The organism is Kribbella sp. NPDC048928, assembly GCF_043197975.1.
In the GTDB taxonomy this organism is placed as follows: domain Bacteria; phylum Actinomycetota; class Actinomycetes; order Propionibacteriales; family Kribbellaceae; genus Kribbella.
In genome coordinates, this window is record NZ_JBICUC010000005.1 from 646,563 (window position 1) to 661,783 (window position 15,221).

Annotated in this window: 14 protein-coding genes, 1 tRNA gene and 1 pseudogene; 6 read left to right on the forward strand and 10 right to left on the reverse strand. The window is 65.9% G+C overall.

Annotation, left to right across the window (positions count from 1 at the left end):
• Window positions 1–60: 60 nt before the first annotated feature.
• From ACGFI6_RS25200 to ACGFI6_RS25210, 3 genes are all read left to right on the forward strand, one after another.
• Window positions 61–921 carry a LysR family transcriptional regulator gene (locus tag ACGFI6_RS25200; protein ID WP_393122492.1) on the forward strand — a complete coding sequence of 287 codons (861 nt, stop codon included), beginning with the start codon at window positions 61–63 and terminating at the stop codon, window positions 919–921.
• A gap of 111 nt (window positions 922–1,032) precedes the next feature.
• Window positions 1,033–1,590, forward strand: coding sequence for a lysoplasmalogenase family protein (locus ACGFI6_RS25205; RefSeq protein ID WP_393122494.1), 558 nt, complete (start codon window positions 1,033–1,035; stop codon window positions 1,588–1,590).
• Window positions 1,591–1,638: 48 nt separating this feature from the next.
• Window positions 1,639–4,056 carry a glycosyl hydrolase gene (locus tag ACGFI6_RS25210; RefSeq protein WP_393122496.1) on the forward strand — a complete coding sequence of 806 codons (2,418 nt, stop codon included), beginning with the start codon at window positions 1,639–1,641 and terminating at the stop codon, window positions 4,054–4,056.
• Between the two features lie 9 nt (window positions 4,057–4,065).
• Here ACGFI6_RS25210 and ACGFI6_RS25215 read toward each other — a convergent pair whose 3' ends face one another.
• Both ACGFI6_RS25215 and ACGFI6_RS25220 read right to left on the reverse strand, forming a co-directional pair.
• Entirely contained in the window at window positions 4,066–5,391 is a 1,326-nt protein-coding gene (locus tag ACGFI6_RS25215) for a M20/M25/M40 family metallo-hydrolase (RefSeq protein WP_393122498.1), read from the reverse strand.
• Window positions 5,392–5,451: 60 nt separating this feature from the next.
• Window positions 5,452–5,940 (reverse strand): VOC family protein, encoded by a 489-nt coding sequence (locus ACGFI6_RS25220; RefSeq protein WP_393122500.1) that lies wholly within the window; start codon window positions 5,938–5,940, stop codon window positions 5,452–5,454.
• 126 nt (window positions 5,941–6,066) lie between these two features.
• On the opposite strand from ACGFI6_RS25220, the gene ACGFI6_RS25225 reads away from it, so the two are divergent.
• Window positions 6,067–6,152, forward strand: a tRNA-Leu gene (locus ACGFI6_RS25225).
• On the opposite strand, the gene ACGFI6_RS25230 is transcribed toward ACGFI6_RS25225, so the two are convergent.
• From ACGFI6_RS25230 to ACGFI6_RS25255, 6 genes are all read right to left on the reverse strand, one after another.
• Window positions 6,134–7,900 carry a recombinase family protein gene (locus tag ACGFI6_RS25230; RefSeq protein WP_393122501.1) on the reverse strand — a complete coding sequence of 589 codons (1,767 nt, stop codon included), beginning with the start codon at window positions 7,898–7,900 and terminating at the stop codon, window positions 6,134–6,136. The genes ACGFI6_RS25225 and ACGFI6_RS25230 overlap by 19 nt on opposite strands.
• Window positions 7,901–8,219: 319 nt before the next feature.
• The gene (locus tag ACGFI6_RS25235) at window positions 8,220–8,777 is read right to left on the reverse strand and encodes a hypothetical protein (protein WP_393122503.1); all 558 of its coding nucleotides are present in this window, start codon (window positions 8,775–8,777) and stop codon (window positions 8,220–8,222) included.
• 87 nt (window positions 8,778–8,864) lie between these two features.
• A complete protein-coding gene (locus ACGFI6_RS25240; RefSeq protein ID WP_393122505.1) occupies window positions 8,865–9,053 on the reverse strand; it encodes a hypothetical protein in 189 nt (62 codons plus the stop codon).
• A gap of 327 nt (window positions 9,054–9,380) precedes the next feature.
• On the reverse strand, window positions 9,381–10,235 hold the full coding sequence (locus ACGFI6_RS25245; protein WP_393122507.1) for a helix-turn-helix domain-containing protein: 855 nt from the start codon (window positions 10,233–10,235) through the stop codon (window positions 9,381–9,383).
• A 20-nt stretch (window positions 10,236–10,255) separates the two neighbouring features.
• Entirely contained in the window at window positions 10,256–10,768 is a 513-nt protein-coding gene (locus ACGFI6_RS25250) for a DUF6879 family protein (protein ID WP_393122509.1), read from the reverse strand.
• Complete coding sequence (locus tag ACGFI6_RS25255; protein WP_393122510.1) at window positions 10,758–11,234, reverse strand: hypothetical protein; 477 nt, start codon at window positions 11,232–11,234, stop codon at window positions 10,758–10,760. The genes ACGFI6_RS25250 and ACGFI6_RS25255 overlap by 11 nt, the downstream gene beginning before the upstream one ends.
• A 388-nt stretch (window positions 11,235–11,622) precedes the next feature.
• On the opposite strand from ACGFI6_RS25255, the gene ACGFI6_RS25260 reads away from it, so the two are divergent.
• A complete protein-coding gene (locus ACGFI6_RS25260) occupies window positions 11,623–12,288 on the forward strand; it encodes a hypothetical protein (protein WP_393122512.1) in 666 nt (221 codons plus the stop codon).
• A 221-nt stretch (window positions 12,289–12,509) separates the two neighbouring features.
• Here the strand turns inward: ACGFI6_RS25260 and ACGFI6_RS25265 are convergent, their stop codons facing one another.
• Window positions 12,510–13,736, reverse strand: coding sequence for a zinc-ribbon domain-containing protein (locus ACGFI6_RS25265; protein WP_393122543.1), 1,227 nt, complete (start codon window positions 13,734–13,736; stop codon window positions 12,510–12,512).
• Here ACGFI6_RS25265 and ACGFI6_RS25270 point away from each other — a divergent pair.
• The gene (locus ACGFI6_RS25270) at window positions 13,659–13,841 is read left to right on the forward strand and encodes a hypothetical protein (RefSeq protein WP_393122545.1); all 183 of its coding nucleotides are present in this window, start codon (window positions 13,659–13,661) and stop codon (window positions 13,839–13,841) included. The genes ACGFI6_RS25265 and ACGFI6_RS25270 overlap by 78 nt on opposite strands.
• A gap of 54 nt (window positions 13,842–13,895) precedes the next feature.
• Here ACGFI6_RS25270 and ACGFI6_RS25275 read toward each other — a convergent pair.
• Window positions 13,896–14,702 (reverse strand): annotated as a pseudogene (locus ACGFI6_RS25275) (zinc-ribbon domain-containing protein); the annotation flags it as partial.
• Between the last annotated feature and the right edge of the window lie 519 nt (window positions 14,703–15,221).

Sequence of the window (15,221 nt, forward strand, 5' to 3'; positions counted from 1 at the left end):
GGCGTCTCAGGCATTCGCTGGTAGCTGCCGGAGGTTGACTGCTTGCCATAGGCTGAACCTATGGCCTCATTGCCGTCGGTCGAAGACCTGCGCCTGGTCCAGGCCGTCACCCGGACCGGCGCGGTCGGTACTGCGGCTCGCGAGCTCCGCATCTCGCAGCCATCCGCATCGCAGCGCCTGGCCCGCCTCGAACGCCTCTGCGGCACCAAGCTCTTCCATCGCGACACCCGCGGTACGCGCCCCACGCCGGCAGGCGCCGAGCTGAGCCGCCGCGCAGACCACATCCTCGGACACCTCGAGGAGGTGTACGACGCCACGCGCGCGGCCGGCATCACGCAGCGCCTCGTCATCGGTACGTTCGCCAGCCTGGCGCCGATCCTGTTCCCGGTCCTCGACGCCGACCTGCCCGACCTGGAGATCGAGCAGCAGGTCGACCATGGTCAGTTCCTGGTGGAACGCGTCGCCGAGGGCACGATGGACGCCGCCTTCATCGCGATCGCCGAGCAGATGACCCTCCCCCGCGGCACCGTCGCCCGCCGCGTCGGCCGTGACGAGCTCGTCCTGTTCATCCCACCCGGCGCGCGTCCACCCGGCCGCGGCCGGCAACCTTTGAAGGACCGGCCGGTCGTGTTCTCGACGTACGACCGCGGCATCGAAGACCTCCGCACCCGCCTCGCCGCCCTCGGCGCAAACCCCCGCCGCGGCGTCACCCTCAGCACCACCATCGCCATGGCTCGCCGCCGAGCCCACCTCGCCCTCATCCCCCGCAGCGCCCTCGCCACCGAACTACGCCCCGGCGAACACCTGACCCCCGCCCCCTTCCGCTACCGCCTGACCCTCTCCGTCGTCACCACCCCCACCCCACCCAAACCCCTGACAACCCACCTCCCCCACCTCCGCACCACCTTGAACTTGTCGTGAACAACGGTGAGTCGCGGCGCCGGCTGTTGCAGACTCGGGGGTATGGGACTGGGGCGGTTGGTGCAGGGGCGGCGGGTGCTGGCGGGTTTTTGGGGGGCGACGGTTGTGCAGGTGGCGGCTGTTGCGGTTGATGCGGGGATCTTGAAGCAGGCCAGCAAGGTGACGTTGATGCCGTTGCTGTGGCAGTGGTCGCGGACGCAGGATGCGCCGCCGCTGATCCAGGCCGCGCTGCTCGCGTCGGCCGCGGGTGATCTGCTGCTGGAGACGGAGCTGCAGCTGGCCGGGATGGCGGCGTTCGCGGCGGCGCATGCGTGTTACCTGGCGGTTTTCCTGAAGGATCCAGCGCAGCGTTCGTGGCGGGTGCTCGCGGCGTACGCGGCACTCTGGGCTGCCCTGATCGCCGCGCTCTCCCCCGGCCTCGGCAGGCAACGGGTACCGGTCGCGGTCTACGCATTGTTGCTGACAGCAACCGCGGTCGCGGCGCGCTGGCACAACTCTCGCAGCGGCGTCGGCGGGGCGCTGTTCCTCGTCTCCGACGCACTGATCGCGCTCCGGATGTCCGGCCGTGACTTCCCGGGTCGTGGAGCGCTGACGATGTCGACGTACGCGGTCGGCCAGTACCTGCTGGCCGACGGCGTCACCCGTACCGCAGGACGATCTGACCAGTAGTGGTCATCCGCGTTGACCCGCGGAGGCCGTCGTTATGGGGTGGACGGTATGGCGACCGTCGACGACGTACGACGACAGTTCCGGAACCCGCCGCCCGAGGGCCGGCCGATGATGCGCTGGTGGTGGTTCGGTCCATCCGTCCAGCGAGACGAAATCGACCGCGAGCTGAACGCGATGGCCGCGGCAGGGCTCGGCGGGGCCGAGGTCGCGTTCGTCTACCCGATGGGACCTGTGACGGCACCGTTCGGGTCGCCGGAGTTCCTCGACCTGGTCGGTCACGCGGCGCGGACGGCGCACCGGCTCGGGTTGCGGTTCGACGTGACGCTCGGGAGCGGTTGGTCGTACGGCGGTCCGCACATCGGCACCGAGCTGGCCGCGCGGCACCTGGAGTGGGACCGGCGCGAGATCGGCGCTGGAGCGTACGACGTGCCGATCGTGACGGCCTGGCCCGGCGACGAGTTCATAGCCGCGTACGTCGGTGACGGATCGACCGGGGCGCCGTCGGCGTACGACGAGGTGCCGGTGCGCGACGGCGTGCTCCACGTACCGGCCGGCGGGCAACCGCGCGAGGTGCTGATCGCGACGTCCCGCGTGACCGGGCAGAACGTCAAACGCGCAGCAGCCGGAGCCGAGGGGCATACGCTCGACCACTACTCGGCGGACGCGGCACACGAGCACATCCGGGTGGTCGCGGAGCCGTTGCTGACGGCGGCGACGCCGGAGTTGCTCGGGTCGGTGTTCTGCGACAGTCTCGAGGTGTACCAGGGCAACTGGACGCCGGCGATCCTCAGCGAGTTCGCCGCGCGCCGTGGGTACGACCTACGATCTCGGCTGTACGAACTGCTCGTCGACACGGACGGCTCGCGGCAGGTGCGGATCGACTTCGGGCGGACGTTGTCGGAGCTGTACGAAGACAATTTCCTGAAGGTGTTTCGGGAGTGGGCGGCCGGCTACGGCGTACCGTTCCGGATCCAGAGCTACGGCGAGCCGCCGGCGACGATGAGCAGCTATCGGCACGCCGATCTGTTCGAGGGCGAGGGGTGGGGCTGGACGCGGGTGCCCGAGACCCGTTGGGCATCGTCGGCGGCGAGTCTGTACGGCCGGTCCGTGGTGTCGGCGGAGGCCTGGACATGGGTGCATTCACCGTCGTTCCGCGCGACGCCGCTCGACCTGCAAGGCGAGGCGCACGAGCACTTCCTGTCCGGTGTCAACCAGCTGATCGGGCACGGTTGGCCGTACTCGCCGACGGACGGCCCTGGGCTCGGGTGGGTCTTCTACGCCTCGGGTGCGCTCGACGACCGCAACCCTTGGTGGCCGACGGCAAGAGCCTTGTTCCGGTCGTTGCACCGGTTATCGTGGCTTCTGCAGCAAGGTACGCCGGTACGGCCGGTGAAGGTGTACGTCCCGGCGTCGGATGCGTACGCAACTGGGGCGCTCAATCTGTATCGTGCCGTACGGCAGTTGATTCCGTCCGCGGTACCACGGACGATTCGCGAGGCGGGGCTGGACTTCGACCTGATCGACGACGACGCGCTCGCTGTCCTGGATCCGGCCGAGGTGCCGCTGGTCGTCGTACCTGCAGGGACGACCACTCCCCCGTCCACCCGCGCCTGGCTCGATGCCGTGACTGCGGCCGGCGGTGTCGTGGTCACCGATCCCGCGACGCTCGCCGATCAGTTGCCGCCGGCACCGTTCGCCCCGGTGCCCGATGTGGGCGTGGTCCATCGGCGTCTGGACGACGGCGACTTCTACTTCGTCGCCAACACGGGCATTGAGGTACGTACGCTCACCTTCGACCAACCGATGGAACGCTGGAACCCTCTGACCAACGAAACCATCATCACTCAGACCACAACCCTGCACCCCTGCCAGTCAGCCGTACTGGTCGGAGCGGAGGGCGAGTGTTCGAGCTCCCCGTCCACCCAGCTGCTCGCAGCGATTCAGGGCTGGTCGGTTGCCTTTGACAACGAAATTCGTCCGGTCACCATCCCGCACCGCTGGGAGGACGACCCCGCGCTGGCGACATACTCGGGCTCCGCCACGTACCGCACGGAACTCGACCTCCCCGCCACCACCGACCACCTGATCCTCGACCTCGGCCCCGGTGAACGAGTCGCGCCGGACAGCGAGTCCTACCTACCACCGAACTCCTACCGCGCCCTCATCACCCCGCCCGTAGGCGTTGCCGCGGACATCTGGCTCAACGACATTCACTGCGGTTCGCTCTGGGCACCGCCGTACCAGGTCGACCTAACATCGGCTGCACACGCTGGCGTCAACGAGCTGCGCATCGTCGTACACAACACCGCCGCCAACGCACTGTCCGCGGACCAGCATCTCCTCGACACAGTCGCCGAGGTCACCGCGCAGTACGGTCGACGGTTCGACCTTCAGCACGTCGAGCATGCCGGCGACTACGTCAGCTCCGGCCTGCTCGCCGTACCGCGAATCCTGCGTCAGGCCTGAGCCGATCCGTCAGGCCTCAGCCAGGAACCGATCCAGCACCCGCGAACCGAACTCCAGCGCCGACGTCGGCACCCGCTCGTCGATGCCGTGGAACATGCCCATGAAGTCGAGGTCCGGCGGCAGCTGCAGCGGGACGAAACCGAAGCACCGCACGCCCAGCCGGCTCCACGACTTCGCGTCCGTACCGCCCGACATCAGCAGCGGCGCGAACCGGGCCTGCGCGTCCTCCGCCTGCACACACGCCTTCATCGCCTCGACCAGGCCGCCGCTGAACTCGGTCTCGAGGGCGATGTCGGTCACCACGGTCTCGCGCTGCACCTTGTCGCCGATCAGCTCGTCGATGGTCGCGTAGAACTCGTCCTCGTACCCGGGCAGGAACCGGCCGTCGATGTGCGCTTCGGCGTCGCCGGGGATCACGTTCACCTTGTAGCCGGCGTTCAGCATCGTCGGGTTCGCGGTGTTCCGGATCGTGGCACCGAACATCCGGCTGAAGCTGCCGAGCTTCGCCAGCGTCGTCGTCATGTCGTCCGGGTCCAGCTCGACCTCGAGCACGTCCTCGAGCGTCTTCAGGAACTCGGCCACGGTCGGCGTGACCCGCAGCGGCCACTCGTGCGACCCGATCCGGGTGACCGCCTCGACCAGGTTGGTGACCGCGTTGTCGGTGTTCACCATCGAGCCGTGACCCGCCGTACCGCGGGCCTTGAGGCGCATCCAGTTCATGCCCTTCTCGGCGGTCTCGATCAGGTACAGCCGGAGGTCATCCTTGACCGTGATCGAGAACCCGCCGACCTCGCCGATGCCCTCGGTGCAGTCCGCGACCGTGTCCGGGTGGTTGTTGATCAGCCACTGCGCGCCGTACACACCGCCGGCCTCCTCGTCGGCCGTGAACACCAGCCGCACCGGCCGCCGCGGCTTGACGCCTGCGCGCTGCCTGGCCCGTACGACCGACAGCACCATCGCGTCGAAGTCCTTCATGTCGACCGCGCCGCGACCCCACACGCACCCGTCGAAGATCTCACCCGCGAACGGGTCCACCTTCCAGTCCTTCGGATCCGCCGGTACGACATCGAGGTGCCCGTGCACCAGCAACGGTTCCGCACTCTGGTCCTCACCGTCCCAGTGCGCGACCAGCGTGGCGCGCCCGGGCTCCGACTCGTAGATCGTCGACTCGATCCCGACCTCGTCGAGCTTCGCGGCGACGTACTCCGCCGCGACCCGCTCGCCGTTGCTCTTGCCGTTCCCGTAGTTCGTGGTGTCGATCTGAATCAGCTCACTACAGAGCTCCACGACTTCGGCATCAGCGGCGTACGACGGGGCGTCGTTGGAGGTCGTCATGCGCCCCATCCTCCCTCACGACGCCCTTCCCCGGCATCCCGAGGTACGACTGCGCTGGGGTCAGAGAACCTTGAGGCCGTACATCTCGCCAAGTGGGTCTGAGATCAGCTCGATCCGGGCGCCGTCCGGGTCGCGGAAGTAGATCGACGTCCCGCTCTCTTCCTGGAACTCCACGCCGTGCGCGCTGAGGCTCGCCTTCAGGTCCTCCCACCGGTCCGGCTCGACAGAGATCGCCAGGTGGTGCAGCCCGCCGAGCACCTCCGCGTACGGGCCGAGGTCGAGACCGGGGAAGTCGAAGAACGCCAGCAGGTTCGCGTTCCCGATGTCGAAGAAGAAGTGCGTCGATCCCTCGTAGTCGCGGTTCCCGACCATCTCGGTCAGCGGGAACCCGAGCACCTCCTGGTAGAACCGCACCGTTCGCTCGACGTCCGCGCACAGTAACGCCGTGTGATGTAGACCACGCGCAGACGACGTGCCGCCACCCTTCAAGTACGCCGAACGCACCCGTTCACGCTCCGCCACCACCGCCGCGAGATCGATCTCCGTCATCGCCACCCACCCTCCACACACCCTCGGTCAAACCCCATCAGACACCCCCACCCGCCCGATGTGAATTCCACCCCTGGAGTTTGCTACTGTTCTCCGGTCAGCACCGCACAAGCGGTCAGACCACTCGTCCGGGTGGCGGAATAGGCAGACGCGCTAGCTTGAGGTGCTAGTGCCCTTTACGGGGCGTGGGGGTTCAAGTCCCCCCTCGGACACGCGACTTAACCACACGGTCGGCCAACGGGTCGACCTCCACGTCGAGCTTCTGCTCGGCGTGGTCGTATGTCAGGGCCAGTCTCAGCGACGAGTAGAGCTCACTCAGCTCCTCCGGCTCAGCGGAGTTCAGGGCCCTGCCTACATCGCCCAGCTGATCTACGTACGACTCCAGATCTTGTCGGCTCAGCCCCCGTTCCTTGGGAGCCTCCGCCAGGCCGGCTTCCGCAGACCGCTTCTCCGCGACAGCTGCGTTGTACTGCTCGCGCAACTCCGTTGGCTCCCATCCCGCGGTGAGTGCTCTCTGCAACTTCTCCATAACGACCTCGGCCGCGGCGACCCGGCTTCGCAACGTGTGGACGTGCTCCAGCATCCGGTCGGCGGAGTCGTCAGCTTCCAGCAGCGCGGTGATCGTCGCCTCTCGGTGAACCGGATCGAACAGCGAACCGATCCAGCGGTTGATCCGCGGAACGATCACGTCTTCCCGCAGGTAGATCTGCTGCGGATGCCTCATCGCCGTTGCTGATCCGGGCACGAGCGTACGTGCGTTGCACCTGTAGTAGACCGTGTCGCCGCGACGGGCGGCGCCCTCCATCTTCCGCGCGCAGGCCGAGCACGTGATCCGCCCTCGAAAGACGTACAGACGCTTCGTCGGAGCTCGCCGACGACTCACCGACGACCAACCCGACCTACCGCCGGCCTTCCGCCTCCGCTTCTCTAGCTGCGCTGCCGTGAACGTCTCGACCGACACGATTGCCGGATGCGCCGGATGCCGCGACCGCACGATCTTCGCCTGCGGCGACCGCCGGAACCTCACGACGTACCCAGCGGCGACATCGTCCGGATCCAGAAGCTCCTCGGACTTCTGCCACCGGCCGTAGACGGCGTATCCCGTGTACCGCGGATTCTCCAGAATCGCCGCAACCGCCGAGTGCTGCCATCCATCCATCATCCGATGGCGGTTCTGCGCCGGCGAGTGCGCCGACGGACACGGAACGCCCTCACGATTCAGCGACTCAGCAATCGCCTTCCGCCCCCAACCCTGCAGATACAGGTCAAAGATCCGCCGGACAACATCCGCTGCAACCTCGTCCACAACGAGGACCCGCAACCGCTGCCCTTCGGCTGCTTTCCTCGGATGCGGATGCGGTCCGCCATCGACCACCACATACCCGTACGGTGGACGCCCGCCCTGGTACCGCCCATCGATCAACACCTGCGCGGCCATCGCAGCCCGGACCCGCCGCTGCACATGTTGCCGCTCAGACTTCGACAACCCACCCGTGATCGTCATGGCCATGTCGTGCACCGTGTTCTCCGGGTCGAACCGGCCGCCCAGACTCGGTATCCACAGGGACACGCCGTACCGATCGAACTTCGGCCACGTCAGACTGAACTGATTGCTGAACCAGCACCGGGTCGCCTCCCCAACCACCAGTCCCTGCCATCCCCGGTCCGGATTCTTCAGCGCCCGCAGAACCTCACTCGCCTGTTCCCGCCGTTCCCAAGGCAACGACCGCGACTGCCCAATATCGAAGAACTCCTCGACCACCTCACCGCCGAGCGGCCCCACGAACCGCTCCGCCTCTCCCAACTGCCAAGCCTTCGAGGTCGCGGGGTCCTGGTTGTCCTCCGTCGAACACCGCCCATAGAACGCAAGCCGCCCGATCCCGCCGGCGTCCGGCTCATCCGCCAACGCCTCCATACCCAGCAACTCGTCCAGAGTCGTCCACTCATCACCCTCACTCACGACGCCTCCTCCTCTTCGCGCCCCTCAGCGGTCCCACGCCGCGACCTCGCCAGCCGAGCGATGATCATCCGAAGCACACGAGCAGCCTGCGGATAGAGCGTCGGCACGCCATCCGCTGTCTCCACATCAAGCCCGGACTCGCGCGGCTCCCGCTGCACGTTTCGACCATCCGCCATAAAGGCTCAACGCACGCGACCACCAAAGAACCGGTAATCCGGAAACGTTGCAAACCGTTGAGAAAGCTCCGGCATCAGCAGATGATTGCCCACCACAACCTGCCGTCGAAGCTGATCCACATTCCCGATCAGCTACGCGCCCATCAACCTGCGGACCTTGAACCTGGACGGGTCGGCCGGAGCATGGCAGTCAGCACCGGGCCGTCCACCGACGGCTGCTGTGTGCTGATCGGTTCGTATCCCCATGACTCGTACAACGCCTTGACCTTTCCGTCGCCGTTCAACGCGTTCACGAGCAACGAGACCTGCTCTTCAGGACGATCGCGCAAGAGCTCGTCGTGGATCAGCAGGGCGATCCCCTGACCCCGCCACGGCTTGCGCAGCATGATCTCTTTGACCGCGACGGTCGCCGTTTCGGTGCATCCGGTGGGAAGCGGGGTAGCCATCCGGCGCCACCAGCGATCGTCGGACGTGAGCGTATTCGCGTACGCAAACGCCACCGGCACCTCCGCGTCGTAGCCGATCACAACCTCCCAGCCGGGATCAGATCCATGCCGCGCAAGCTGTTCCCCGAACCGCTCAACCGAATAGTTCGACAGGTGAAGTTGACCCGCACGTACGTCGGCATACACCTCGATCAACGTGCTCCACACATCGTCGATCACGGTCGAGTGGCGCAGCGCAATACCGTCAGGGGTCACAGAAGCTTCCTCAGTGAGTCGTGTTCGTAATGACCGTCAGGCCCTCTAGATGGTCGACCAGCGCGGTGACTTCTGCTTCCACCGGTCTCAGTCGCGTATCTCAGCGCACAGTTGGTCACGAAGCACGCACAGGTCCCGATTCGGGATCCCATCGCTGCTCTCCTTCAGCAACTCGCGGATCCCGGCGACAGCCGTACGGACACCGTCGTCCCACCCCTCGCTGTAACCGCGATGCCAGGGCGAGACCTTGTACAGCAACCGCCAGAGTCCCTTCACCGGTCGAGCCACTCCACTCCGTTCCCGTCGCGGTGGTAACCACGGTGATGTCCTAACAGGCATGGCCGCCCAGACGTCGGGTTCTCTCCATCGCAGTCGAAGTCCTGCGCAGCCCTGAGGACCGGCCATTCCCGTTCCCGCTCTTCGGTGTGGTTCATCGTGCTCCCCGGTGAAGTCATGCCGCTGGAACGGCCAAGGCGACGGGGCAGGGGAGACAGCGCCGCCGTACCTGCACATGCTCTGAGCTCACCCGCCGCCCTGACCAGAACACGACCGTAGAGCCGTCCTCACCGACCCGGCCACAGGCTTGCACGAGTTTGCACGCACCTACTCCAGCGCGTCGATCGCCGCCGTGATCAATCGGCGGGCCGGTGCTCCAACGACCGCCAACTCCCGGAGCTTCGAGAACGCATCGGCGTACATCGCGATCTCCCGCGGCTGCGTGATGGTCAGGAACCCGGAGATCAGCTCGACATTGACCACCTGGTCGTCGAAGATCCAGAAGTCCTCGACCGGCCAGATCGAGTTCCGGACGATCCCCATCGGCACGATGCCCAGCGACACCGACGGCAGCTCTCCCACCGTCAGCAGATGCCCGAGCTGGCCGGCCATGACATCGGGGTCCCCGATGACGTTGCGCAGGACCGACTCCTCGATCAGCACCGCGAACGTGTGGTCGCCCTCGTGTAGCAACCGAAGCCGGTCAGTACGGACCTTGACAGCGTCCTCAATATCGTCGGGGAGGTTGCGCCGATGCATGAAGGATCGCAGCACGGCGCGCGTGTAGCTGGGCGTCTGGACCGCGCCAGGAATGATCCACGGCGAGTAGGTACGGAAGCGTCTCGTACGCTCCCACAGCGGCAGCACGGACTGCTGCGCGCGCTTCAGCCCGGTCTTCTCCATCCGCCGCCAGTCGACGAACATGCCCTCCACCGCCTCCAGCGAAGCGATGAGATCGGCAGTCTGGTCGGCCGCGCCGCAGTGCTCCGCCCAGACACGCAGGTCGTCGGGCGACGGCGCGGTCTTGCCGTTTTCGATCCGGGACACCTTCGATTCGTGCCACCCGCATCGCACGGCTAGCGCCCGTCCGGTGAGTCCGGACTCTCTCCGAATCTCGCCGAGACGGGCGCCGAGGTCTCGCCTGGCCTGCTGCGCGCTCGAGTACGCGGGTGGTGTCGGCAACGAGGAAATGCCCCTCTGAGTCAGCTGGGTCGGTACTCCTGGTGCGGGATCGCCCGCTCCCACACTGCATCAAACGCTGCCGCGCACAGCTTCGCCAACTCCGGATCGTCGGCGCGCTCCTCCCCGACCCACGACCCGTTGCCATCGAAGTGGTTCCAGACCACGATCCGTTCGTCGAACACCCAGTAGTCCGTCGCCGGCACGGTGATCCCTGCCGTCTTATGGCGGGGCAGCCATCGTACGAGTTCGCCGGCCGCGACGTTGTGGTCGGCCGTAACGTCGTACTCGAACCGGATGTAGTCGGTGACCGGCTCCGAAACAATCCGGGCCCGGCGTACCTCTACCCCGCGGCCGGTCGTCTCCCGCATCAAGTCGAACCAGTCCGCCCAGCGCTCTGCCGGCTTGAACCGGCCGCCCGCCTTCCACTCGTTCCAGTCCGGATCGTCAGGCGTGTACGCGTCCCGCATCTCCAGGTGCATCGCACTACGCTCAGCCGCCCGGAACAGGTCGTACGTCGTCGGCTCAGCTGTCACCGATAGCGTCCTTCAGGATCGGAATCATGCGCGCCGGCAGCCGCACGATGTCCTCATGGTCAGGCACGGTCTCCCACTTCTTACCGGTCGCCGCAACATCCGTCATGGTGGCCTCGTCGATCTTCCACCCCTGAATGACGACGCTCCCATCCGCATCATCGACCCACACGGTCGGCGAGCCACTGTTCGGGGTATTCGGATCCACGCCAACAAACCGAAGTGCCATGATCATTCCCCTCATCAGATCTAATTGCATGAACTTGCACGGTAGACCAGCCCGGGCCTTGAGCGCGACTGCTAGCGTGTCGCAACAGAGCGCTCCCCCGGAGCTTCGACTCCGAACCAGCGCGACGCGGGCGTTCCAGTCGTGGTGGTGAGCATGAAATGCCAGCCACTCCCCAGTCGCGCGGAGGATCGTCTTGCCCGCTGCACCCAGATACACGTTGACGGTATCGCCGCGGATCATCGCCCCTTCAGCTCAGCTGAGGTCTTCCCCACCAGGCGACGGGCGACGACCAACTGCTAAGTCTGCTGGGTCTCTCGAAAATGGTGTAGATCTGTTCCAGCCTCGCGGAAGGTCCGCACCAAAGCTCCGAACCGAGGGTTTGACCTACGGCTTTGGTCCCCTGGCATTGCTCGACCGTGATCGTCGTTTGTCGTCGTCTCACGGAGCTGTGACGGAACAAGCATTTGCTTACAGGGACATCGAAACTGCCGCACCCCAGGGAGCGCACGCAACTGCCTTAGGCGGAGATCCTCGCCCTAGTGAGAGCGGAACCCGCCCGCGAGCGACAGTTCTGAGCGGACGTAACACTCAGCCGCCAAGCAACGATGAGCGAAGCAAGGGGGGAACTATGCGAGCAATTGCAAGCGTCGCCGCGGTCTCGGCCGTCTGGCTGCTGTCCGGCTGCGGGAACGACCAGGCCAAAGCTCCGGCATCAAGTCCGGCGTTCACGATCAGCGGAACGATCACACTGAGCGCGGCCATTTCCACCGACACCAACACGATCGCGCAGATCGGCAACCCGTGCACTCCAGATGCTGGCTACGAGGACATCGCGACCGGTGCACAGGTCACAACGAAGAACGGAACGGGCAAGGTGCTAGCGCTCGGCACCCTCGGCGCGGCTAGGGTCTCCGAGCTACTCGCTAACCCGAATGACGAGGGTGCGCCGTGGCCTTATCGATGCACGCTCCCGTTCACGGTCACTGGAGTACCTGGAGGCGAAGAGTTCTACTCCATCGAGGTATCCCACCGTGGGGAGGTGAGGTACGCCCGAGGCGACTTGGACAAGCCGGTGCTGCTGTCGTTGGGAGACGCCAAGCCCGCCGACTACCCGACCGCTACGCCGGTCAAGACCGTTGCACCACCCACCGATCCGGCCGTTATCGCAGACTGCGTCGCTGCGCTGAAGGCCAGCACCAGCACAACGGGAGACCGACCTGCCGCTTGCGCCACGCTCAATGACGACGAGTACACCGACGCAGTCATCGCCTACACCGATGGGCTGACGTCGTGATCGGCCCAGCACGGGTCAAATAGCGCGTCGGCGGCTCTAAAACTTGTGTAGAGCCGTGTCATCTCGCTGCGGCGTCTGACGCGTTTTCGCCCCCGGGTGGACTCAAACGCTCGAGCGCCTGTGCGTGGCGCCACAAGACGATGAGGGAACTTAGGCTCAAGCCGGTCGGACGCCGAACCAGCGATGAGTTTTGACGAGATCACAGGGTTTCGCCTCGACAGTCAGGCCCGGCGGCGGCTCGCGCGGTAGCAGTGCGGGCAACCGGCTCCATTCCGCGCCCGATTTTTCACGACGGCCTCCCACTCGTGTCCCTCGCTGCACTGCCAACGGCATCTGTCATGGCTACCGGGCCTGACCGTTCGTCCCATCCGGCCGGGATGGGTCAGGTTAGCTACCAGCTCGGCGGCCAGTTGAGGATGCAGGTCTGCGAGCGACTCATTGGGGCGTGGAGCAGAGCGTGCGGCAGCTGTACGGTTATGACCGCACGCCGGACACCCGTGACCATTGAGCGCCCGCGATGCCACGGTCGTTTGCCACTCGTTTCCGCAGTCACAGCATCGCCACCTCGCTCGGAAGTTGCATCCTGAGCTCACGTCGCGAGCGGACCGATCGGGCCGGCCAACAAGCTCGACGAGCTCTCGAACAAGCCAGGGCGTAATTGCGGCGACGCTCTGCTCGAACGGCACAAGACTCCGAACCCGCGCAGCGGTCCGCGTTCCGCAAGGGGCGCATCCTCTTCCTCTCAAGCGGCTTGCAGGCGAGGCGTCAAAGACGTGGCCGCAGGTTCGGCACTTCCACCGACAGCGCAGGTTGGACGCCGGGCGCAAGGCCTGCGGTGTGCGTTCAGAGTCGGTGAGGCATGCGACAAACTCTGCAGCGAGCTGTGGGCGGACTGCAGCGAGCGATTCGCCAGAAGGGGGCAGAGAACGCTTGCGCGCCGATGCCGTTACCCTGGCCCGAGCGCAGGTTGGACATCCGCTGCCTTGGCCTGCTCTCGACGCGATGCTGGTTACCCACTCGTGGCTGCATGCGGAGCAGCACCAGCAGCATTTGTCGTTAGCGTTCGGGCTAATCCACTCGAGTGTCACCCCTGGACGGGTCAGGTTCTCAAGGAACTCTTCAGCCAGCTGCGGCGCTGAGTCCAGAGCGGAGTGCCTTGGCCGGCCCCGGAGTGTCTGCTGCCAGCGGAGAGCGGCTCGCGAGAGCGCGGCCGCCACATCTGCCGGTTCCAGATCGGACCACTTCGCGCCGGCCTCCACTACCGTCGGCCGGAGAGCCGACGCCCAGTGCACGGGGTCGAAGTCGTCATCCCCTACTCGAATGGTCACCCCAGGGACTTCTGCCAATGAGTACGGCCGGATCCTGACGTAGTGGTGGTAGACAAGGGCATCGGCCTTGCGCTGATCGCGCGTGTGGTCCTGGTGCCACCGTCTCGGATCAAGGTCCACGAGGAGATCGATGTGCGGCAGATGAATGTCGACGCGCCAGGTACGGCAGCTCGCACGTATGCGCGCGTCGAGCAGGACCGGCTCGCGTGTTGCCGCATGCAATAGTTCCGCTACCTCGAACTCCAGGCGTGACTGTCCTGATCCGGCGCACCGGGCGCATCCTGCGCCAGCGACACGTGAGGCGGCCGTCGTCACCCACTCGTGTCCGCGAACGCAGCGCCACTTGCATAGCGCATTCGTCATCGGCCACATATTCGTTGCGGACCGCCCGGGGTCAACGAGGTTCTCGACAAGTTCCCCGGCAACCTCGGGGTAGAGCGCCGCCAGGGATCGGTCTGACGGGGCGGTACTTCTGGCCTCCGCGCCGCGTAGTCGCGCGCACAAAGGGCAACCGGAGCGCTGCGTCACCCTGTTGACGATGGTTGCTTCCCAGAAGTGGGCGCACACAGAACAGCGCCATTCGCAGCGATCCGTAGAGTTGGGCCGGAGTTGATCGAGGCTCCGACCAGGGTTCGTCGAATTGCGGACGAACTCCTCGAGTGGGAAGTTGGCCCGCTCCGCGGCTGTGCCACTAGCGGCTGTCGGCTGGCGACTGGATTCTGCTCTGCGTAGATTTGCGCACTTGGGGCAGCCGCGCCCCAGCGTGCGGTTGGCGACCGTTGCCGCGAACTGCTGACCGCACTGGCCGCATCGCCAGACGCAACGCTGTTTGGCGCGCACCCTCAAGGTGTCCGGCCGCATGTCGGGCCGTGTCAAGTTCTCCACGAACTCCGCGGCGATCCCAGGAAACAGGTCAGCCACGCTCTTTCCCACTGGTGCTTGTGCACGTGACCGCGCCCGAGATTTCCTGGCGCAGTCCGGGCACCCAGACCCTCCACTCCGCGCAGCCGGTGAGGCCTGCCACACCTTTGCGCAGGAGCCGCACTTCCACTCGACTCGGAGATTGCTGTAACTGCCGAGCGCCATCAACTCAACGTCGGGCCGCCCCACCACGCCTACCGCCTCGGCGAAGACCGATGGCGCTGAGTCATGTAGCAGTTCGAGAGGCTTCGGACCATGCACAACACGATTGTGACAACCATCACCGACAGTTTGGCTCCATCCCAAGCCGGAGCCCTGCGGTGCTCGACCTCAAGCTCTCGAAACGCGACCTGCTGTCGTGTCTACGGCCGAACGCCGTGACATCCAGGACGTCTGACTGAACACTCGACCACTACATGGACGATCCTAGCCCCGAACACACTCTCTACCCGCCAGAACGAGGACAGCACCACTGTCACAGGCTCGCGGATCCCGCCACCGCGGCAACGAAGCCGCAAGCCGTTACACATCTGGCACTTGAGGAACAGGCTCGGTTTCGCGGATCCGATTCGGTTGTTTGGGCACCGTTCGGGACTGTAAGAAGTTCGGTGTAACTCCCCGATCGTGGGAGTAGATCTGATGACCGAGATGATGTCTGACGTGGAGCACGCTGAGGAGTCGGAG

Bases quoted from the DNA above. Each gene is read 5' to 3' on its own strand.
- ACGFI6_RS25200 (WP_393122492.1), top strand. From the start codon at position 61: ATGGCCTCATTGCCGTCGGTCGAAGACCTGCGCCTGGTCCAGGCCGTC.
- ACGFI6_RS25210 (WP_393122496.1), top strand. From the start codon at position 1,639: ATGGCGACCGTCGACGACGTACGACGACAGTTCCGGAACCCGCCGCCC.
- ACGFI6_RS25215 (WP_393122498.1), bottom strand. From the start codon at position 5,391: ATGACGACCTCCAACGACGCCCCGTCGTACGCCGCTGATGCCGAAGTC.
- ACGFI6_RS25220 (WP_393122500.1), bottom strand. From the start codon at position 5,940: ATGACGGAGATCGATCTCGCGGCGGTGGTGGCGGAGCGTGAACGGGTG.
- ACGFI6_RS25255 (WP_393122510.1), bottom strand. From the start codon at position 11,234: ATGATCCGCGGCGATACCGTCAACGTGTATCTGGGTGCAGCGGGCAAG.
- ACGFI6_RS25260 (WP_393122512.1), top strand. From the start codon at position 11,623: ATGCGAGCAATTGCAAGCGTCGCCGCGGTCTCGGCCGTCTGGCTGCTG.